The organism is Paraburkholderia sp. Ac-20340 (assembly GCF_017104965.1).
GTDB lineage: Bacteria > Pseudomonadota > Gammaproteobacteria > Burkholderiales > Burkholderiaceae > Paraburkholderia.
Genome location: NZ_JAAGPR010000018.1, coordinates 73,782 through 92,837, shown reverse-complemented (window position 1 = coordinate 92,837; position 19,056 = coordinate 73,782). Strand labels below are relative to the sequence as shown.

Genomic DNA, 19,056 nt, shown 5'->3' with positions numbered 1-19,056 from the left:
TCTTCGACGTTCGACGTTCGACGTTCGACCTGACGTCAGCCCGACAAAAAACCCGTTCCTGCTAGCGCAGCGAACGGGTTTTTCTATTACAGCAACCGCCGGATCAAGCCGGTTCAAGCGCGATCAGGCAATCCGCTCTTCCGTCTTCGGATCGAACAGCACGGCCTTCGACACGTCAAACAGCAGTTCCATGTTGTTCAGCGGCTGCGGATTCGCGCCCGGGTGCACGCGGCTCACCACGCGCTTGCCGTTGACCTGCGCGAACACCAGCGTGTCCGGGCCGGTCGGCTCGATCACATCGACCTTGACCGTGTGACGTTGCAGTTCGTGGCCGTGACCGTCGTGCGAGCTGCGCGCGTCGGTGATGCGTTCCGGGCGCAGGCCCAGCACCACTTCCTGGCCGATATGGCCGCGCACCTTGTTCGCCTCGAACGGCAGATTCAGCACGTTGCGCGCCACGCCCGTGTCGAGTTCGAGACCGACGCCCGAGCCCTGCTCCACCAGCCGGCCGTTGATGAAGTTCATCGGCGGCGCGCCGATAAAGCCCGCCACGAACAGGTTCGACGGCGAATCGTAGATGTCCTGCGGTGCGCCGAACTGCTGCACGATGCCGTCCTTCATGACCGCGATGCGGTCGCCGAGCGTCATCGCCTCGATCTGGTCGTGCGTCACGTAGACGATGGTCTTGCCCACGCGCTGATGCAGCAGCTTGATTTCCGAACGCATCTCGATACGCAGCTTGGCGTCGAGGTTCGAGAGCGGTTCGTCGAACAGGAACATGATCGGGTCGCGTGCGAGCGCGCGGCCCATCGCCACACGCTGGCGCTGGCCGCCCGACAGCTGGCCCGGCTTGCGATCGAGCAGATGCTGGATCTGCAGCATGCTGGACACGCGATCGACGATCTGCGCCTGTTCCTGCTTCGGCACCTTGCGGATGTTCAGGCCAAACGAGATGTTCTCGCGCACCGTCATCGACGGGTAAAGCGCGTACGACTGGAACACCATGGCGATGTCACGATCTTTCGGCGAGAGGTTGTTCACCACCTTGCCGTCCATCATGATTTCGCCCTTGGTCACGGTTTCGAGACCCGCGATCATGTTGAGCAGCGTCGACTTACCGCAGCCCGAGCCGCCGACCAGAATCAGGAACTGGCCGTCTTCGATGTCGATGTTCACGCCCTTGAGGACGGGCACCCCGTTCGGGTAGGTCTTGTAGACGTCGCGAATGGAAAGGCTTGCCATGCTATGAATCCTTTTAATCGAATAGAGCTTCTTAGCCCTTCACCGCGCCCGCCGTGAGGCCGCGCACGAAGTAGCGGCCGGCGATCACGTAGACGAGCAGCGTGGGCAGCGCGGCGATGATCGCGCCGGCCATGTCGACGTTGTATTCCTTCACGCCCGTGGACGTGTTCACGAGATTGTTCAGCGCCACCGTGATCGGCATCGAATCGACGCCCGAGAACACGATACCGAACAGGAAGTCATTCCAGATCTGCGTGAATTGCCAGATCAGGCACACCATGAAAATCGGCAGCGAGATCGGCATCATGATGCGCGTGAAGATCATGAAGAAGCCGGCGCCGTCGATGCGCGCGGCCTTCACGAGTTCAGCCGGCACGCTCACGTAGAAGTTGCGGAAGAACATCGTGGTGAACGCAATCCCGTAGACGACGTGCACGACCACCAGACCGCCGATCGTGTTCGACAGGCCGAGCATGCCTTCAAGACGCGCCATCGGCAGCAGGATCGCCTGGAACGGGATGAAGCAGCCCACCAGCAGCATCGTGAACAGGGCGTCCGCGCCACGGAAGCGCCAGTGCGTGAGCACATAACCGTTGAACGCGCCGATGATCGACGAGATCAGCACGGCCGGAATCACCATCTTCACGGAGTTCATGAAGAACGGCTGCATGCCGTCGCAACGCACGCCGGTACAGGCTTCGCTCCACGCCTTCACCCACGGCGCGAAACTCGGGTGCGCGGGCAGCGTGAGCATGTTGCCCGTGTGCAGTTCGTCGAGCGTCTTGAACGACGTCGACAGCATCACGTAGAGCGGGAACAGGAAGTACAACGCGAACAGGATCAGCACCGCGTAGATAAACACGCGGCTCACCGTCATCTTAGGCTGCATTGCGCGTGCTCCTCGATTCCAGGTACATCAGCGGCACGAGCACGGCCACGACGGTGGCGAGCATCATCATCGACGACGCTGCGCCGACGCCAAGCTGCCCGCGGTTGAACGAAAACGTGTACATGAAGATGGCCGGCAGCGACGACGACGTGCCCGGGCCGCCCGCGGTGAGCGCCACCACCAGGTCGAACGTCTTGATCGTGATGTGGCAGAGAATCAGCAGCACCGAGAAGAACACCGGACGCATGCTCGGAATCACGATCTTGCGATAGATCGTGGGCAGCGTCGCGCCGTCCACCTGGGCGGCCTTGAAGATTTCGCTATCCACGCCGCGCAGGCCCGCGAGGAACAGCGCCATGCAAAAGCCCGTGGACTGCCATGCGGCCGCGACCACGATACAGAAAATGGCTTTGTCCGGGTCGTTGAGCCAGCCGAGCTGGAAGCTCGTCCAGCCCCAGTCGTGCAGCACCTGCTGGATGCCCAGATCGGGATTGAAGATCCATTGCCAGGCCGTGCCCGTCACGATGTACGAGAGCGCCATCGGATAGAGGAACACCGCGCGCAGCGCGCCTTCCTGACGAATCTGCTGGTCGAGCAGGATCGCGAGAAAAAGCCCGAGAAACACGCAGATGGCGATAAACGGAATGCCGAACCAGCCGAGGTTCTGCGCCGACGTCCACCACACGTCGTTCGAGAACAGCTCGCTGTAACGGTCGAAGCCTGCGAAATCGTAACGCGGCATCAATCGCGAATTGGACAGCGATATATAGCCGGTGATGGCGATGAAGCCGTAGACGAACACAAGGCTGATCAGAATGCTGGGCGAAAGCACCAGCTTCGGAATCCAGCGGTCTGCAAGCGCCGCCATCGGCGACGCGCGGCGCGATTCAGCAGGCGATGCCGCCTTGCCGTTGCCGCTAAGAGAAGCAGTCACTGCGCAACTCCTGTTACGGTGCGAAAAATCGAAGGGGATTCTGCGCACGATGATGGGGTTCGGGTTGAACCGTCATGCCCGGGGTGCGCCGCCTGAGCGGCCCACCCCGTCTTGCTTCACACGCTCACTGCGTTCTTACTTCGTCTTCGCAGCCTTCGCGAGCGCTTCGACCGCGCTCTTCGAATCCTGCGTCGAGTTCATGAACTTCGTGACGACGTCGGTGATCGCACCGGCCGTGGCATCGGCTTGCGCCATGCCGTGAGCCAGCGACGGCACGTAGCCGCCGGCCTTGATGGCCGTCTGCTCATCCGCGTACGACTGCTTGCCGCAATCGTCGAACTTGCTCATATCGACGCCCAGACGCACCGGGATCGAGCCCTTGTACAGGCTGAACTGTTCCTGGAAAGCCGGGCTCATGATGGTCTTGGCGAGCGCGAGCTGACCCGGCGTCGCCGTCTTCTGGCCCTTCTGCTGGAAGAACACGAACGAGTCGACGTTGAAGGTGTAGCCCTTCGAGGTGCCAGGCACCGGTGCGCAGATGTAGTCCGCGCCCGGCTTCTTGTTCGCGTTGGCGAACTCGCCCTTGGCCCAGTCGCCCATGAACTGCATGCCGGCCTTGCCGTTGATGACCATGGCCGTGGCGAGGTTCCAGTCGCGACCCGTGCGGCCGTTATCCATGTACGACTCGATCTTGCGGACCGTGTCGAACACGCCGACCATCTGCGCGGAAGTGAGCGTCTTCTGGTCCAGATCGACGATGGCCTTCTTGTAGAAGTCCGCGCCCTGCGAGAGCACCACGTCTTCCCACAGCGTCAGGTCCTGCCACGGCTGGCCGCCAGCGGCGACCGGCTGGATGCCGGCGGCCTTGAGCTTGTCAGCCAGTGCGAAGAATTCCGGCCACGTTGCAGGCGGCTTGGCGCCAACCTTGTCGAGTGCAGCCTTGTTGATCCACAGCCAGTTCACGCGGTGCACCGAGAACGGCGCGGCAACATAGTGACCGTCTGCGTGGATGATCTTGTCGATCTGCGGCGGCAGATTGGCCTTCCAGTCGCCGGCGACCGAGTCGATCGGCACCAGCACGCCCTGCTCCGCCCATTCCTGGATCAGCGGACCCTTGATCTGGGCTGCGCTCGGCGCATTGCCCGAGATCACCTGGGTCTTCAGTGCGGTCATTGCAGCCGCACCCGCGCCACCGGCAACGGCGAAGTCCTTCCAGGTGTAGCCCTGCTTCTGCATGTCGTCCTTGAGCACGCCGACGGCCTTCGATTCGCCGCCCGACGTCCACCAGTGCAGCACTTCGATCGACTCGGCAGCTTGCGCCGTGGCAACGCCGCCCATCAGACCTGCTGCGCACAGGGCGCCCATGATCGCTCGGAATTTCATTGCTTATCTCCTCCAGACACCTGAACAAAAAAGACGGTTGGCCCCTGATACCCAGGGTGCGGTGTAGTTCAAACAGGCAAAACACTGGACGGACTGGCGCCGGAGTACCACGCGCGCGTGTTGTCTTTGGATGCGCGCGGGCCGCGGGCCGGTGTCCGGCCGCTGGACGCTCAAGAGATGAGTGGTTCGGGATGCAACTGACTGTCTCCTCTTTTGATTTTCTCCGGCCGCGCCCGCCAGGTTGATGCGCGACCAGTCGAGGTGCCGCCCGCATTTTTCATGCGCGTGCAGCCCAACGTTTCCCTGCCGCTTGCCCGCGTGGTTCGCCGGGCTCGCCGATGGACGGTTTCATTGTCCATTAACATGAGAGACGTTCCGTCCCACTCTCGAAATTCGCCTGAAGACCGCCGCAAACCCTCACCGGGCCGCGCTTCCCCACGCTTTTTTCATCGAATGAACGTTACCTCTTGATTTGGATTGTAGTTAAACTACAATTCAGTGTCAAAAAAAATTTTATCGGACTACGGCCGCTCGACGGACCCTCGCCCGCGCCTGGCTGGCGCGGCTTCCGCGGACCGCTTCCGGCCCATCTGGACTGTGACGGAGACTATGCAATTCCCTACCGATTCAGGCTTCACGTTCGTGCTGTTCGGCGCCACCGGCGACCTGGCGATGCGCAAGATCCTTCCGGCACTGTTCGAAGCGCACCGCTCGGGCATGCTGGCCGAGTCCGGCAAGATCGTGGGCGTCGCGCGTCATGAAGACGACCGCAATCACTATCTCCAGTGGGTCGAGGAACACGTCAAGCCGCACGTCTCGAAGAACGGTCTGGACGAAGCCGCGTGGGCGAGCTTTCTGGAACGCATCGTCTATGTAAAGCTCGATCTGTCGCGCGCCGAAGACTTCGGCACGCTGCGCGACGGCATCGCCGGTCTGCCCGGCATCCGCGTGTTCTATCTGGCCACCGGCCCGTCGCTGTTCGTGCCGATCTGCCGCGCGCTCGCCGCGGTCGGCCTGAACGAGAACTCGCGCATCGTGCTGGAAAAGCCGCTGGGCTACGACCTGAAGTCGTCGAATGCGATCAACGATGCGGTCGGCGAAATCTTTGCGGAAGAACAGATCTACCGCATCGACCATTACCTCGGTAAAGAGCCGGTGCAGAACCTGCTGGCGCTGCGCTTCGGCAATGCGCTGTTCGAGCCGCTGTGGCGCCGCGAATGGGTCGAAAGCATCCAGATCACCATCGCCGAAGAACTGGGCGTGGAAGCGCGCGGCGACTTCTACGACAACACCGGCGCGCTGCGCGACATGGTGCAGAACCACTTGCTGCAGTTGCTTTCCATCGTCGCGATGGAGCCGCCGCACTCGATGGATTCGGATTCGGTGCGCGACGAAAAGCTGCGCGTGCTGCGCGCGCTCAAGCCCATCGATCCCAACGAAATCAGCAAGGTCGCGGTGCGCGGCCAGTATCACGCGGGCGTGATCCGCGGCACGCCGGTGCCGGCCTACGCCACCGAAAAAGGCGTCAAGCCCGACAGCCGAACGGACACCTTCGTCGCGCTGAAGGTGGAAATCGAAAACTGGCGCTGGGCTGGCGTGCCCTTCTTCCTGCGCACGGGCAAGCGGCTGGCCGACCGCGTCGCGGAAATCGTCGTGAACTTCCGGCCGGTGCCGCATTCGGCGCTTGGGCCCACGGCGCTGCGTCCGGGCTCCAACCGCCTCGTGATCCGCCTGCAGCCGAACGAAACGATTCGCCTCTATTGCCTCGCCAAGCAGCCCGGCGAAGGCATGAACCTCGCGAGCGTGCATCTGGATCTCGCCTTCGATCGCTTCTTCCGCGAAGGGCAGATGGAGGCGTACCAGCGTCTGCTGCTCGACGTCATCAACGGTCGTCTGGCGCTGTTCGTGCGCCGCGACGAACAGGAAGCCGCGTGGAAATGGGTCGAGCCCATTCTCAACGAGTGGAACGCGTCCACGAGACCGCCCAAGCCGTACGCGGCGGGCACGTGGGGACCGGCGGCGGCGAGCGCGATGCTCGCGCAGCACGGCACCTGCTGGCTCGAAGAAGAGAATTGACGCCTTGATGCAGACGCAGTTGTAAGTGCGCAAGGCGCGGCAGGTTTTCGTAGGCGTTAGCCGCGCCATGATGGATCGATGCAGGACATCGGCGCACACCGTAACGGACAGATGAACGACCCCGAAGACCTACAAAAAAGCAGCCTGGAGGAGAAGTGATCGAGCTTCACGTATTCGACGACCCGCGCGTCCAATCCGACGCGCTGGCGCGAGCCGTGGGCGACGCGTTACATGCGTCGCTCACCGCTCTTGCAGCCGCGCCCGGCACCGGTGCGCGCCGTGCGACGCTCGCCGTCTCCGGCGGCACGAGCCCGCGTCCGTTTCTCGAGAATCTGTCGACGCATCGCTTCGACTGGGCGCATACCGACGTCACGCTGGTCGACGACCGCTGGGTGCCGCAAAGCGATGCCGCCAGCAACGCGCGTCTCGTGCGCGACACGCTGCTGCAGCATGAAGCCGCGCATGCGCACTTCCTGCCGCTCGTCGACGTGAATCAGGATCTCGACGCGCACGTCGCCGCGCTCAACGCCGATCCGCGGCGCTTTGTGCCGAACGTGGCCGTGCTGGGCATGGGCGAGGACGGCCACACCGCCTCGATCTTCGCCGATGCCCCCGAGTGGCACGAAGCCATCACCACCGCGCGCCCGTTCGTGGCCGTGCATCCGCAGGCCGCGCCGCACGCGCGCGTGTCGTGGTCGATGCAGGCGCTGCGCCAGGTCGATCGCCTGTTCCTGCTGATCGCGGGACAACGCAAGCTCGACGTGCTGCAACAGGCTGCTGCAACAGAACAAAACAACGCCATCTCGAAGCTGGCGAACGACAAGGGAGTGAGACTCGATGTCTACTGGTGCGCCTAACAAATCCGCCCCTGGCGCGGGCCAGCACGCCGACGGAGCACGGCTGCTCGCCGATATCGGCGGCACCAACGCGCGCTTTGCGCTGGAAACCGCACCCGGCGATATCGGCCAGGTGCGCGTCTATCCGTGCGCGCAGTATCCGGGCGTCGCCGAGGTGATCCAGCAGTATCTGAAAGATACGAAGATCGGCCGCGTGAACCATGCGGCGATCGCCATCGCGAACCCGGTCGACGGCGACCAGGTGCGCATGACCAATCATGACTGGACCTTCTCGATCGAAGCGACGCGCCGCGCGCTCGGCTTCGATACGCTGCTGGTCGTGAACGACTTCACCGCGCTCGCCATGGCGCTGCCGGGTCTCACCGACGCGCAGCGCGTTCAGGTGGGCGGCGGCCAGCGCCGCCAGAACAGCGTGATCGGCCTGCTCGGGCCGGGCACGGGTCTGGGCGTGTCGGGCCTGATTCCCGCCGACGACCGCTGGATCGCGCTCGGTAGCGAAGGCGGCCACGCGAGCTTCTCGCCGCAGGACGAGCGAGAAGACATCGTGCTGCAGTACGCGCGCACGAAATGGCCGCATGTGTCGTTCGAGCGCGTGTGCGCGGGGCCTGGCGTCGAGCTGATCTATCGCGCGCTGTCTGCGCGCGACAAGAAGAAAGTGCCCGCCGATCTCAACCCCGCCGAAGTCGTCAAGCGCGCGCATGACGGCGAAGCGCTCGCGCTGGAAACGGTCGAATGCTTCTGCGGCATTCTCGGCAGCTTCGCGGGCAATATCGCCGTGACGCTCGGGGCGCTCGGCGGCATCTATATTGGCGGCGGCGTGGTGGGACGTCTGGGCGAGCTGTTCATGCGCTCGTCGTTCCGTCAGCGTTTCGAAGCCAAGGGCCGCTTCGACGTCTATCTGTCGAACGTGCCCACGTACGTGATCACCGCGGAATACCCCGCGTTTCTGGGCGTTTCCGCGATTCTCGCGGAACAGTTGTCGAACCGCGCGGGCGGTGGATCGTCGGCGGTGTTCGAGCGCATCCGCCAGATGCGCGACGCGCTCACGCCCGCCGAGCGACGCGTGGCCGATCTCGCGCTGAATCATCCGCGCTCGATCATCAACGATCCGATCGTCGATATCGCGCGCAAGGCCGATGTGAGCCAGCCGACCGTGATCCGCTTCTGCCGCTCGCTGGGCTGCCAGGGTCTGTCGGACTTCAAGCTCAAGCTCGCGACCGGCCTGACCGGCACGATTCCGGTCAGCCACAGCCAGGTGCATCTGGGCGATACGGCCACCGACTTCGGCGCGAAGGTGCTGGACAACACCGTGTCCGCCATTTTGCAGCTGCGCGAGCATCTGAACTTCGAGCAGGTCGAGCAGGCCATCACGCTGCTCAACGGCGCGCGACGCATCGAGTTCTATGGCCTCGGCAACTCGCACATCGTCGCGCAGGACGCGCACTACAAGTTCTTCCGCTTCGGCATCCCGACGATCGCTTATGGCGATCTGTACATGCAGGCGGCGTCGGCCGCGCTGCTCGGCAAGGGCGATGTGATCGTGGCTGTGTCGAAGTCGGGCCGCGCGCCGGAACTGCTGCGCGTGCTCGATGTGGCAATGCAGTCGGGCGCGAAGGTGATCGCCATCACGTCGAGCAACACGCCGCTCGCCAAGCGCGCAACCGTGGCGCTGGAAACCGATCACATCGAAATGCGCGAGTCGCAGCTCTCGATGATCTCGCGCATCCTGCATCTGCTGATGATCGACATTCTCGCCGTGGGCGTCGCGATCCGTCGCGCTTCGCCGGATAACGACGTGAGCAATGCGGTCGCGCAGGCGCGCGAACAGGCCGACGACGATGCATCGGCCGTGCTCGACTGGCTGAGCCACGGGGCGTCGTCTTCGCCGCGCGAATAATCGTTCGCGCTGCACCTATGAAAACGGGACGTCGCATGACGTCCCGTTTTGTTTTCCAGCCGCGTTCCAGCCGATCTCGGTCAGGCCTGCGTGGAACTAGCCACCGGCGCACCTGGCGCCGGATGCGCGTGCCACTTCACGACCAGCACGCGGCCCACCCAAGTGAGCGCGCCGCAACTGCCGATCGTGATGCCCATGCCCAGCGGCGACACGCCCGGAAACCAGCCGACCACCGCGCTCGCAAACGCGCCCAGCCCGAGTTGCGCCGCGCCGAACACGGCCGCCGCCGCGCCCGCATTCTTCGGATAGCGATACATCAGATCGGTCGCGCAGTTCGCGCCCAGCAAACCGACGACGCTCACCACGAAGAACAGCCCGAACACGATCGACCACAGCCCGCCCCACCCCGTCACGCACATCAGCGCGACAAAGAACGACGCGACGATGCTGACCGTCGACGCCATCGAGATCATCTTCAGCGTGCCCAGCCGGCCGATAAAGCGCGTGTTCAGGAAGTTGCCGAGCATGATGCCGAACACGTTCATGCCGAAGAACAGCCCGTAATGCTGCGGCGAAACGTGGAAGTACTCGATATAGACGAAGGGCGTGGCCGAGATATAGGTGAACATCGACGCGAACGCCATGCCACCGCAGAGCATGTGCCCCCACACCAGCGGATCGCGCAGCAGCCGGCCATAGGCCGCGAACGAACGCAGCACGGCGGCGCTTTCGCGCTTTTCGCGCGGCCAGGTTTCGGGCACGCGCCACCACGCGGCGGCGCCGCACGCGAGACCGAACAGCGTCAGCGCGACGAACACGATGCGCCAGCCGCCCAGCAGCAGCAACTGCCCGCCGATCAACGGCGCGAGCAGCGGCCCGATCGACGTGACGATGGCCACCATCGAGAGCACCTTGGCCGCATCCGACGGTTCGTGCGCATCGCGCGCAATGGCCCGCGCGAGCACCGAAGCCGCGCCCGCGCCGAGCGCCTGCAAAAAGCGCACGAAGGTCAGTTCGCCCACCGAATACGACAGCCAGCACGCGATGCTCGCGAGCGTGAACAGCGCGATGCCGCCGAGCAGCACCGGACGGCGGCCATAGGCATCGGAAACGGGACCGTACAGCAGCATGCCGATCGAGAAACCGGCCATGAAGCTCGTGAGCGTGGCAGCGGCCGCCGACGCCGACACGCCGAACGACTGGGCGATGGCGGGCAGACTCGGCAAGTACATGTCGGTGGCGAGCGGGCCGCAGGCGGCGAGCGCGCCGAGCAGCAGGATCAGCCGGCCATCGGGCCGGCGTCGCGGGGAATGGGACATGGGAGTCGGCTGGGAGCGGAACGCGCGTGAGGCGCGCTCTGGATGGTTCGATGTCATTGGCCGGATCGCGCGGTGCGGGCCGTCAAGCCCGGCGAAGCGCGGCGCCAACGTAGCGCGAACATTGTACCCGAGGGTTTCAACCCGCTTACGTGGGCCGGACCGCGCAGGCCCGCCATGCGCTAAGCTGCGCGCTTTGCCTCGCGGCACGCCGCATCGAAATACATCATCGGAAACCCATGAGCGCCTATCTGCTGATCTGGAGCCCCAAAAAGTGGCCCTGGCCCGAACTGCCCGACTTCGCGCGCCGCGTGCAGGCCGGCGAAACCGTCACCGATACCTGGGGCTGCGGCTTCGCGCGCGGCATCCTGCCGGGCGACCGCGTGTTCGTGCATCGCGTCGCCGCCGAGCCGCGCGGTCTGTTCGGCTCCGGCTACGTCACGCGCGGGCCGTATGAAGTGCCCGATGCGGCGTATAAGCGCGGCTATCGGCTCTGTATCGACTTCGTCTATGACTGGCTGGTCGATGCGTCGGCTGAAGTGGTGATCGCGCGCGACGCGATGCGCGTGCATCCGTGGTCGGTACAGACCTGGGACGCGCAAAGCTCGGGCACCGTCATCAAGCCGATCGCGCTGGGCGCGCTGGAAAAGCGCTGGGCCGAATTGACCGGCAAGCGGCCGATGCCCGCGCTGGCGGTCGCGGCCATGCATGCGGCGGAGAACGCGCGCATGGCGCAGGAACAGGCCGAAGCGCAAGCCCAGACACAAATGCAGGCACAAGCCCACGCCAAAGCGCCGCCAGCGAAACCCCGCAAACGCGCCGCCCCCGCCCGAACGCGCGGCGTAACCTGAGCCGGCAACGCGCGGCGCGCCGTCCAGTCCGGCCCCCGGCCCGTTCGGCGTGAGTCCGGTACAATTTCAGACGCAACGCCCCTCGCCCGCGGCCCGCGCCGGCCCGCCCTCTCGCAGGCCCGAGCGCAACCGCACGACGCCGGGCGTCGGCACGCCGCCGACCCGTTCGCCCCGCGCGCCGCAACCGACATCCGACACCACTCTCGCAGGTCCAGCACTCATGTCTTCCACGTCCAGCACCCAGACCACGAACCAGGCCCTCTTCGATCGCGCCCAGCGCACCATTCCGGGCGGCGTGAACTCGCCCGTGCGCGCGTTCCGTTCGGTGGGCGGCACGCCGCGCTTCATCGAACGCGCGCAAGGGCCGTACATGTGGGACGCGGAAGGCAAACGCTATATCGACTACATCGGCTCGTGGGGCCCGATGATCCTCGGCCACGTGCACCCGGAAGTGCTCGAAGCCGTGCAGCGCGTGCTGGCCAACGGCTTCTCGTTCGGCGCGCCGACCGAAGCCGAAATCGAGATCGCCGAGGAAATCTGCAAGATCGTCCCGTCGATGGAACAGGTGCGCATGGTGTCGAGCGGCACCGAAGCGACCATGAGCGCGCTGCGTCTGGCGCGCGGCTACACGAAGCGCGACCGCATCGTGAAGTTCGAAGGCTGCTACCACGGTCACGCCGACAGCCTGCTGGTGAAGGCCGGTTCCGGCCTGCTCACGTTCGGCAACCCGACTTCGGCGGGCGTGCCCGTCGATATCGCGAAGCACACCACGGTGCTCGAATACAACAATGTCGCGGCGCTGGAAGAAGCGTTCAAGGCGTTCGGCGACGAGATCGCCGCCGTGATCATCGAGCCGGTCGCCGGCAACATGAACCTCGTGAAGGCCACGCCCGAATTCATCAACACGCTGCGCGCGCTGACCTCGAAGCACGGCAGCGTGCTGATTTTCGACGAAGTGATGTGCGGTTTCCGCGTCGGTCTGCGCGGCGCGCAGGCGCTCTACAACGTCGAAGCCGACCTCGTCTGTCTGGGCAAGGTGATCGGCGGCGGCATGCCGGCGGCGGCCTTCGGCGGTCGTCGCGAAATCATGGATCATCTCGCGCCCAACGGCACGGTCTACCAGGCGGGCACGCTCTCGGGCAACCCGATCGCCGTCGCCGCCGGTCTGAAGACGCTGCAACTGATCCAGGCGCCGGGCTTCTACGAGAACCTGACGGCAAAGACCACGCGCCTCGCGCAAGGTCTGTCGCAGGCCGCGCGCGAAGCCGGCGTGCCGTTCGTCGCCGATTCCGTGGGCGCGATGTTCGGCCTCTACTTCGCCGAGAAGGTGCCGGGCAGCTTCGCCGAAGTCACGAAGAGCGACGTCGCGCGCTTTAACCGCTTCTTCCATCAGATGCTGGACGCGGGCGTGTACTTCGCGCCGTCGGCATACGAAGCGGGCTTCGTGTCGAGCACCCATGACGACGCGATCCTCGACGAAACGATCGCCGCCGCACGCCGCGCGTTCGCCGAGAAGTAAGCCGAAAAGCAAGCTCGAAGCGCCGTAACAAATCAGCCGCAGGCGAGGCGCGTGCCTCGCCGGTTCCACCCGACCGCCGCCGCGGAGAAAGTTCGACGATGTTCTCGCAATCCGATTTCGTCCATATGGAGCGCGCGCTCGCCCTCGCGGTGCGCGGCCTTTACACGACCGATCCCAACCCGCGCGTCGGCTGCGTGCTGGTGAAGGACGGCGTGGTGATCGGCGAAGGTTTCACCCAGCCCGCCGGTTTCGATCACGCCGAAATCCAGGCGATGAAAGATGCCCGCGCGCGCGGCCACGACCTGCGCGGCGCGACCGCCTACGTGACGCTCGAACCGTGCAGCCACTTCGGCCGCACGCCGCCCTGCGCGAACGCGCTGATCGAGGCGAAAGTCGCACGCGTGATTGCGGCGATGGAAGATCCGAACCCGATGGTGTCCGGGCGCGGCCTGTCGATCCTGCGCGATGCGGGCATCGACGTGCGCTGCGGGCTGCTCGCCAATGAAGCGCGCGAGCTGAACATCGGCTTCGTTTCGCGCATGACGCGCAAGCGTCCGTGGGTGCGCATGAAAGTGGCCGCCACGCTCGACGGCCGCACCGGCCTGCCCTCGGGCGAAAGCCAGTGGATCACCGGCGAAGCCGCACGCGCCGACGGTCATGCCTGGCGCGCCCGCGCTTCGGCCATTCTCACGGGCATCGGCACGGTGAAGGAAGACGATCCGCGCATGACCGTGCGCGCGATCGACACGCCGCGCCAGCCCCGCCGCATTCTGATCGACAGCCGTCTCGACGCCTCGCCGCTCGCGCAGATCTTCGTGGGCGCGCCTACGCTGGTGTTCTGCTCGAAGCTCGACGCCAGCACCGAAGAACGCGCCGAAGCGCTGCGCGCACGCGGCGCGGAAATCGTCGCGCTCGGCAACGAGCACGGCAAGGTCGATCTGCCCGCGATGCTCGGCGAACTCGCCGCACGCGGCGTGAACGAACTGCACGTGGAAGCGGGCTACAAGCTCAACGGCTCGCTGCTGCGCGAAGGCTGCGTGGACGAGTTGCTGGTGTATCTCGCGCCTTCGCTGCTCGGCACGCAGTCGCTCGGCATGGTCGATCTGGCCGCGCCGGGCTCGCTCGACGCGCGCACGCGCCTGAACTTCCACACGATCGATCGCGTCGGCGACGATCTGCGCATTCTCGCGCGCCTCGTGCCGAACCCCGGCGCCGACGAGGCCGCGCAGGACGCCGGCGAGGACGCACAATGAATCTCTTGAACGTACTGAACGAACCGTCAAAGGACAGCCAGATGTTTACCGGAATCGTCGCGGCCGTGGGCCGCATCGAATCGATCAAGCCCCTCGGCGCCGACGCCGATGCCGGCGTGCGCCTCACCGTCAACGCGGGCGGCCTCGACCTCGACGACGTGCAGATGGGCGACAGCATCGCCATCCAGGGCGCGTGCATGACCGCGATCGCCAAGACCGCGACGACCTTCGACGTCGACGTCTCGCGCGAAAGCCTGAACCGCACCGTGGGCCTCGCGCAAACGGGCGAAGTGAATCTGGAAAAGGCGCTGCGCGCGCATGACCGCCTGGGCGGCCATATCGTCTCGGGCCACGTCGACGGTCTGGGCACGGTCACGCGTTTCGCGCCGGTGGGCGAGTCGCACGAACTGCGCATTCTCGCGCCGGTGGAAATCGGCCGTTATCTAGCCTACAAGGGCTCGGTCACCGTGAACGGCGTGAGCCTGACGGTGAATTCCGTCGACGATCGCGGCGATGGCTGCGAGTTCTCGATCAACCTGATTCCTCATACGGTGGAAGTCACAACGCTCAAGCATCTCGCGGCGGGCACCCAGGTCAATCTGGAGATCGATCTGATCGCGCGCTATGTGGAGCGGATGCTCTCGGCCGGCGCGAAGACCGGCGCGGCGCAGGATTGATCGCCGCTTGGTTGGTGCTTGATTGACGGTTAGTTGAAGCGCGCGCCGTGTCTCACGCAGCGCGCAACCAGCAAGCGCAAGATCGATCGCGCTGCTAATATTCGGACTATTCCTCTCGCGGTATGCGCCAGCATGCCGCACTCTTATTCACCCGAACTTCGCAAGGAGGCACAGATGGCAACGATCGAGATGGCTGCTGTCATGCCGCCGGTTTGGGTGATGTCTCGTGGCGCTATCGGCGCCGGCATCCTCCGTCGAGCGGGTCGACCGCAGCCGTAGGTTGTCGCGGCGCAGCGGGCTTGTTCCCGCCGCGTCATTTTCCAGCGATTTTTTGTGGCTTGGCGTCCGGTGCATTCCTGCCGGAATGCGTTGCCGTCGCTCTTCGTTTTTTCCTCTCTTTCAGGGAAGTCTCCGGGTCTTTTGGCCGGGGCACGCTGTCCATGACAGATCAAGACAAACACTCCGTTTCCGGCGGCCACACCTTCCGCAAGGTGCTGGGCTTTGCTTTCCGGCACTGGTCGCGCCAGCCGTGGCGCGTGAGCGCGGTGGCGCTGGCCGCGCTGCTCGGCGCGCTCGCCGACGTCTTCACGCCGCACTACGCCGGCCAGCTCGTCGATGCTCTGGCACATGACGCCGCCAGCGGCAACGATGTCGCCTGGCATGCGGCCGTCTTCGCGTTCTGGGCGCTCACGGCGCTCGGACTCGCCGGCACGCTGATGCGTCAGGCTGCGTTCCAGAACATCATCGTGCTCACGCTGCGCATGATGGGCGAAGTCGCCACGCACGCGTTTCATCGCGTGCAGCGCTTCTCGACCGACTGGCACGCCAACAGCTTCGCGGGCTCGACCGTGCGCAAGATCACGCGCGGCATGTGGGCGCTCGATCTGCTCAACGACACGCTGCTGGTCGCCCTCTTCCCGTCGCTCGTGATGCTGGTGGGATCGACGGTGCTGCTCGCGGTGCAGTGGCACCTGATGGGGCTCGTGGTGGGGATCGGCTCGGCGCTTTATCTGGCGATTACGGTCTCGCTGTCGCTGTTCTACGTGGCGCCTTCCGCGCGGCTGGCGAACCAGTGGGACACGAAGATGGGCGGCGCGCTCGCCGATGCGGTCTCGTGCAATCCGGTCGTGAAGGCCTTCGGCGCCGAGTCGCGCGAAGAAGCCCGGCTCGCGCGCGTGATCGACAAGTGGGATAGCCGCACGCGGCGCACGTGGCGGCGCGGCACCTTCAACGGCGGCGTGCAGGGCGCGCTGCTGGTGGCGATGCAGGCGGCGATTCTCGGCTCGGCGCTGCTGCTGTGGTCGCGCGGGCTGGCGAGCGTCGGCGACATCACGTTCGCGCTCACGTTGTTCTTCCTGCTCAAGGGTTATCTGCGCGATGTGGGCATGCACGTGCGCAATCTGCAGCGCTCGGTCAACGACATGGAAGAACTGGTGATGCTCGACGCGCAGCCACTCGGTATCGAGGATGTGCCGGGCGCGCCGCCCATCGTGATCGATCGCGGCGATATCCGCTTCGAAAACATGACGTTCCGCTATGGCGCGCTGGAGCGGCCGCTCTACGCGAACCTGAATCTGCGGATCGCGCCGGGCGAGCGCGTGGGTCTGGTCGGCCATTCGGGCTCGGGCAAGACCACCTTGATCAAGCTGATCCAGCGCCTCTACGACGCCTCGGAAGGCCGCATCACGATCGACGCTCAGGATATCGCGCGCGTGCAGCAGGCTTCGCTGCGCGCGCAGATCGCCATCGTCCAGCAGGAGCCGGTGCTGTTCCACCGCACGCTCGCGGAGAACATCGCCTACGCGCGGCCCGGCGCGACGCATGCCGAAATCGTCCACGCCGCGAAGCTGGCGAGCGCGCACGATTTCATCATGGCGCTGCCGCGCGGCTACGACACGCTGGTGGGCGAGCGCGGCGTGAAGCTTTCCGGCGGCGAGCGCCAGCGTGTGGCGATTGCGCGCGCGTTCCTTGCGGATGCACCGATCCTGATCTTCGACGAAGCCACGTCGAGCCTCGACAGCGAAAGCGAAGTGCTGATCCAGCACGCGATGGAGCGCTTGATGGAAGGCCGCACGACCGTGGTGGTGGCGCACCGGCTGTCGACCGTGCGCTCGCTCGATAGGTTGCTGGTGCTGGAGCGCGGACGCGTGGCCGAAGAAGGCACGCACGACGCGCTCGTGCGCCGCGAGAACGGGCTGTATCGACGCCTGTTCGAGCGCCAGGCGCTGGAGCTGACGAAGGGTCTCGCCGACGACGATGTGATCCTGCGCTAAACGTGCAGCCGAAGCCGCGCGGTACGTCAGGCGGCTTCGGCGCGCACGTGCGGCTGGATGCCGGCGAGCACGTCCGCCAGCGCCTCGCGCGCGCGTTCCGTGTCGTAGTGCGCCTGCAGTTCCATCCAGCGATGCGCGTCGGTGCCGAAGTAGACGGCGAGACGCACCGCCGTATCGGCCGTGATCGCACGCTTGCCGAGCACGATCTCGTTGATGCGGCGCGGCGGCACGCCAATCGCCTTGGCGAGCGCGTACTGGCTGATGCCCAGAGGCTTGAGCCAGTCTTCGTTGAGGATCGCGCCCGGCGTGGCGAGCGGAACGTCCCGTGCCATGTTCAACCTCCCTGCTGATAGTCGATAACGCGCGCCTGCAAGGCCGCGCCGCCTGTCATGTCATCGCCATGAATAGTAACGCTCTGCGTTAATAACGCAAAACGTTACTATTGTCGCGACCGCGCCACGACTCGACGCGCTAGCCGTTCGGCCAATGCTGGCGCGGGCGGCGGCCCGTGAGGCCACGCCGCCGTTGCGCGGGCACAGGCCGCCGGGAGCGTGCGCGGCGCCGAAAACCCGCCGCATCGCCCCCGTTCTGGGCGACGCGCCCGCCCGCCTGGCGTAAAATGTGCGCTTTCCAGTCAGAATCCCACCATGACGCTCGCCTCCACCCTTGAGATCATCGCCGAACTGAAAGCCGGCAAGATGGTGATCCTCGTTGACGAAGAAGATCGTGAAAACGAGGGCGACCTCGTCATCGCGGCGGAATTCGTCACGCCCGAAGCCATCAACTTCATGGCGAAGTACGGCCGCGGGCTGATCTGCCTCACGCTCACGCAGGAGCGCTGCAAGCTGCTGAACCTGCCGCTGATGACCTCGCGCAACGGCACGCAGTACGGCACGGCGTTCACGGTGAGTATCGAAGCAGCCGAAGGCGTCACCACGGGCATTTCCGCCGCGGACCGCGCGCGCACGATCCAGACGGCCGTGGCGCACGACGCCCGCGCCGAGCATATCGTGCAGCCGGGCCACGTGTTCCCGATCATGGCGCAACCGGGCGGCGTGCTGGTGCGCGCGGGCCACACGGAAGCGGGCTGCGACTTCACCGCGCTCGCGGGTCTGACGCCGGCTTCGGTGATCTGCGAGATCATCAAGGACGACGGCACGATGGCGCGCCTGCCCGACCTGATGGAGTTCGCGCAGGAACACGGCATCAAGATCGGCACTATCGCCGACCTGATCCACTATCGCAGCCGCACCGAATCGATCGTCGAGCGCGTGGCCGAACGCACCATGCACACGGCTCACGGCGCCTTCCGCGCGATCATGTATGTCGATCGCCCGACGGGCACGCCGCACATCGCGCTGGTGCGCGGCACGCCCTCGCCGGATACGGAAACGCCGGTGCGCGTGCACGAACCGCTGTCGCTGCTGGATCTGCTGGAAACGGGCTCGTCCACGCACTCGTGGACGCTCGACGCCGCCATGCGCGAGATCGCCGAACGCGATCTCGGCGTGATCGTCATGCTCAACTGCGGCGAGAGCAAGGAACATCTGGTCGATGTCTTCAAGGCGTTCGACCAGAAAGAGCGCGCGGAGGCGCTCGCACGCCGGCCCGTGGACTTCAAGACCTACGGTGTCGGCGCGCAGATCCTGCGCGAACTCGGCGTGGGCCGCATGCAGGTGCTCTCGAAGCCGCGCCGGCTGGGCAGTATGTCCGGCTACGGTCTCGAAGTCACCGGCTTCGTGCCGATGCCGGGCGGTGGCGCCGAAGCGCCCTGCCCGCCGGAAACGGCCGAGCGCACGGCGCAGTAAGGCAAGCCCAGTCAGTCGAAGTCAGGCCGCGAAATCGGCCTGGCCGGCAAAGCCCGATACACTACGCCGCGTCGCACGCAC

Annotated in this window: 15 protein-coding genes; 9 read left to right on the top strand and 6 right to left on the bottom strand. The window is 65.4% G+C overall.

What is annotated here, in order from left to right:
• Positions 1–123: 123 nt before the first annotated feature.
• From ugpC to G3N59_RS21725, 4 genes are all read right to left on the bottom strand, one after another.
• A complete protein-coding gene (gene ugpC / locus G3N59_RS21740; RefSeq protein ID WP_205984692.1) occupies positions 124–1,242 on the bottom strand; it encodes a sn-glycerol-3-phosphate ABC transporter ATP-binding protein UgpC in 1,119 nt (372 codons plus the stop codon).
• A 31-nt stretch (positions 1,243–1,273) separates the two neighbouring features.
• On the bottom strand, positions 1,274–2,131 hold the full coding sequence (locus G3N59_RS21735) for a carbohydrate ABC transporter permease (protein WP_205984691.1): 858 nt from the start codon (positions 2,129–2,131) through the stop codon (positions 1,274–1,276).
• A complete protein-coding gene (locus G3N59_RS21730; RefSeq protein ID WP_205984690.1) occupies positions 2,121–3,065 on the bottom strand; it encodes a sugar ABC transporter permease in 945 nt (314 codons plus the stop codon). Before G3N59_RS21730 ends, G3N59_RS21735 begins: the two co-directional genes overlap by 11 nt.
• A 135-nt stretch (positions 3,066–3,200) precedes the next feature.
• Complete coding sequence (locus G3N59_RS21725) at positions 3,201–4,448, bottom strand: ABC transporter substrate-binding protein (protein ID WP_205984689.1); 1,248 nt, start codon at positions 4,446–4,448, stop codon at positions 3,201–3,203.
• A gap of 609 nt (positions 4,449–5,057) precedes the next feature.
• Here G3N59_RS21725 and zwf point away from each other — a divergent pair.
• The 3 genes from zwf (at position 5,058) to G3N59_RS21710 (ending at position 9,278) form a co-directional block, all read left to right on the top strand.
• Entirely contained in the window at positions 5,058–6,524 is a 1,467-nt protein-coding gene (gene zwf / locus G3N59_RS21720; RefSeq protein WP_205984688.1) for a glucose-6-phosphate dehydrogenase, read from the top strand.
• 155 nt (positions 6,525–6,679) lie between these two features.
• Positions 6,680–7,381: a 6-phosphogluconolactonase gene (pgl, locus tag G3N59_RS21715; protein ID WP_205984687.1), complete on the top strand. Its 702-nt coding sequence runs from the start codon at positions 6,680–6,682 to the stop codon at positions 7,379–7,381.
• Complete coding sequence (locus G3N59_RS21710; protein ID WP_205984686.1) at positions 7,362–9,278, top strand: bifunctional transcriptional regulator/glucokinase; 1,917 nt, start codon at positions 7,362–7,364, stop codon at positions 9,276–9,278. The genes pgl and G3N59_RS21710 overlap by 20 nt, the downstream gene beginning before the upstream one ends.
• Before the next feature lie 80 nt (positions 9,279–9,358).
• Here the strand turns inward: G3N59_RS21710 and G3N59_RS21705 are convergent, their stop codons facing one another.
• On the bottom strand, positions 9,359–10,597 hold the full coding sequence (locus tag G3N59_RS21705; RefSeq protein ID WP_205984685.1) for a Bcr/CflA family multidrug efflux MFS transporter: 1,239 nt from the start codon (positions 10,595–10,597) through the stop codon (positions 9,359–9,361).
• Between the two features lie 236 nt (positions 10,598–10,833).
• On the opposite strand from G3N59_RS21705, the gene G3N59_RS21700 reads away from it, so the two are divergent.
• The 5 genes from G3N59_RS21700 (at position 10,834) to G3N59_RS21680 (ending at position 17,167) form a co-directional block, all read left to right on the top strand.
• Positions 10,834–11,445 carry a hypothetical protein gene (locus G3N59_RS21700; protein WP_205984684.1) on the top strand — a complete coding sequence of 204 codons (612 nt, stop codon included), beginning with the start codon at positions 10,834–10,836 and terminating at the stop codon, positions 11,443–11,445.
• A gap of 220 nt (positions 11,446–11,665) precedes the next feature.
• Positions 11,666–12,964 carry a glutamate-1-semialdehyde 2,1-aminomutase gene (gene hemL / locus G3N59_RS21695; protein WP_205984683.1) on the top strand — a complete coding sequence of 433 codons (1,299 nt, stop codon included), beginning with the start codon at positions 11,666–11,668 and terminating at the stop codon, positions 12,962–12,964.
• 98 nt (positions 12,965–13,062) lie between these two features.
• A complete protein-coding gene (ribD, locus tag G3N59_RS21690; RefSeq protein ID WP_205984682.1) occupies positions 13,063–14,217 on the top strand; it encodes a bifunctional diaminohydroxyphosphoribosylaminopyrimidine deaminase/5-amino-6-(5-phosphoribosylamino)uracil reductase RibD in 1,155 nt (384 codons plus the stop codon).
• A 41-nt stretch (positions 14,218–14,258) separates the two neighbouring features.
• On the top strand, positions 14,259–14,894 hold the full coding sequence (locus G3N59_RS21685; RefSeq protein ID WP_205984763.1) for a riboflavin synthase: 636 nt from the start codon (positions 14,259–14,261) through the stop codon (positions 14,892–14,894).
• A 440-nt stretch (positions 14,895–15,334) separates the two neighbouring features.
• A complete protein-coding gene (locus G3N59_RS21680; RefSeq protein WP_205984681.1) occupies positions 15,335–17,167 on the top strand; it encodes an ABC transporter ATP-binding protein in 1,833 nt (610 codons plus the stop codon).
• A 26-nt stretch (positions 17,168–17,193) separates the two neighbouring features.
• On the opposite strand, the gene G3N59_RS21675 is transcribed toward G3N59_RS21680, so the two are convergent.
• Positions 17,194–17,499 (bottom strand): HigA family addiction module antitoxin, encoded by a 306-nt coding sequence (locus G3N59_RS21675; RefSeq protein ID WP_205984680.1) that lies wholly within the window; start codon positions 17,497–17,499, stop codon positions 17,194–17,196.
• A gap of 315 nt (positions 17,500–17,814) precedes the next feature.
• Between G3N59_RS21675 and ribBA the strand changes: the two genes are divergently transcribed.
• Positions 17,815–18,975 carry a bifunctional 3,4-dihydroxy-2-butanone-4-phosphate synthase/GTP cyclohydrolase II gene (gene ribBA, locus G3N59_RS21670; protein WP_205984679.1) on the top strand — a complete coding sequence of 387 codons (1,161 nt, stop codon included), beginning with the start codon at positions 17,815–17,817 and terminating at the stop codon, positions 18,973–18,975.
• Positions 18,976–19,056 lie beyond the last annotated feature (81 nt).

Excerpts from the sequence above, each read along its gene's own strand:
- G3N59_RS21735 (WP_205984691.1), bottom strand. The coding sequence starts at position 2,131 with ATGCAGCCTAAGATGACGGTGAGCCGCGTGTTTATCTACGCGGTGCTG.
- ugpC (WP_205984692.1), bottom strand. The coding sequence starts at position 1,242 with ATGGCAAGCCTTTCCATTCGCGACGTCTACAAGACCTACCCGAACGGG.
- G3N59_RS21710 (WP_205984686.1), top strand. The coding sequence starts at position 7,362 with ATGTCTACTGGTGCGCCTAACAAATCCGCCCCTGGCGCGGGCCAGCAC.
- ribD (WP_205984682.1), top strand. The coding sequence starts at position 13,063 with ATGTTCTCGCAATCCGATTTCGTCCATATGGAGCGCGCGCTCGCCCTC.
- ribBA (WP_205984679.1), top strand. The coding sequence starts at position 17,815 with ATGACGCTCGCCTCCACCCTTGAGATCATCGCCGAACTGAAAGCCGGC.
- G3N59_RS21725 (WP_205984689.1), bottom strand. The coding sequence starts at position 4,448 with ATGAAATTCCGAGCGATCATGGGCGCCCTGTGCGCAGCAGGTCTGATG.
- zwf (WP_205984688.1), top strand. The coding sequence starts at position 5,058 with ATGCAATTCCCTACCGATTCAGGCTTCACGTTCGTGCTGTTCGGCGCC.
- G3N59_RS21705 (WP_205984685.1), bottom strand. The coding sequence starts at position 10,597 with ATGTCCCATTCCCCGCGACGCCGGCCCGATGGCCGGCTGATCCTGCTG.
- G3N59_RS21675 (WP_205984680.1), bottom strand. The coding sequence starts at position 17,499 with ATGGCACGGGACGTTCCGCTCGCCACGCCGGGCGCGATCCTCAACGAA.
- hemL (WP_205984683.1), top strand. The coding sequence starts at position 11,666 with ATGTCTTCCACGTCCAGCACCCAGACCACGAACCAGGCCCTCTTCGAT.
- G3N59_RS21680 (WP_205984681.1), top strand. The coding sequence starts at position 15,335 with ATGACAGATCAAGACAAACACTCCGTTTCCGGCGGCCACACCTTCCGC.
- G3N59_RS21700 (WP_205984684.1), top strand. The coding sequence starts at position 10,834 with ATGAGCGCCTATCTGCTGATCTGGAGCCCCAAAAAGTGGCCCTGGCCC.
- G3N59_RS21685 (WP_205984763.1), top strand. The coding sequence starts at position 14,259 with ATGTTTACCGGAATCGTCGCGGCCGTGGGCCGCATCGAATCGATCAAG.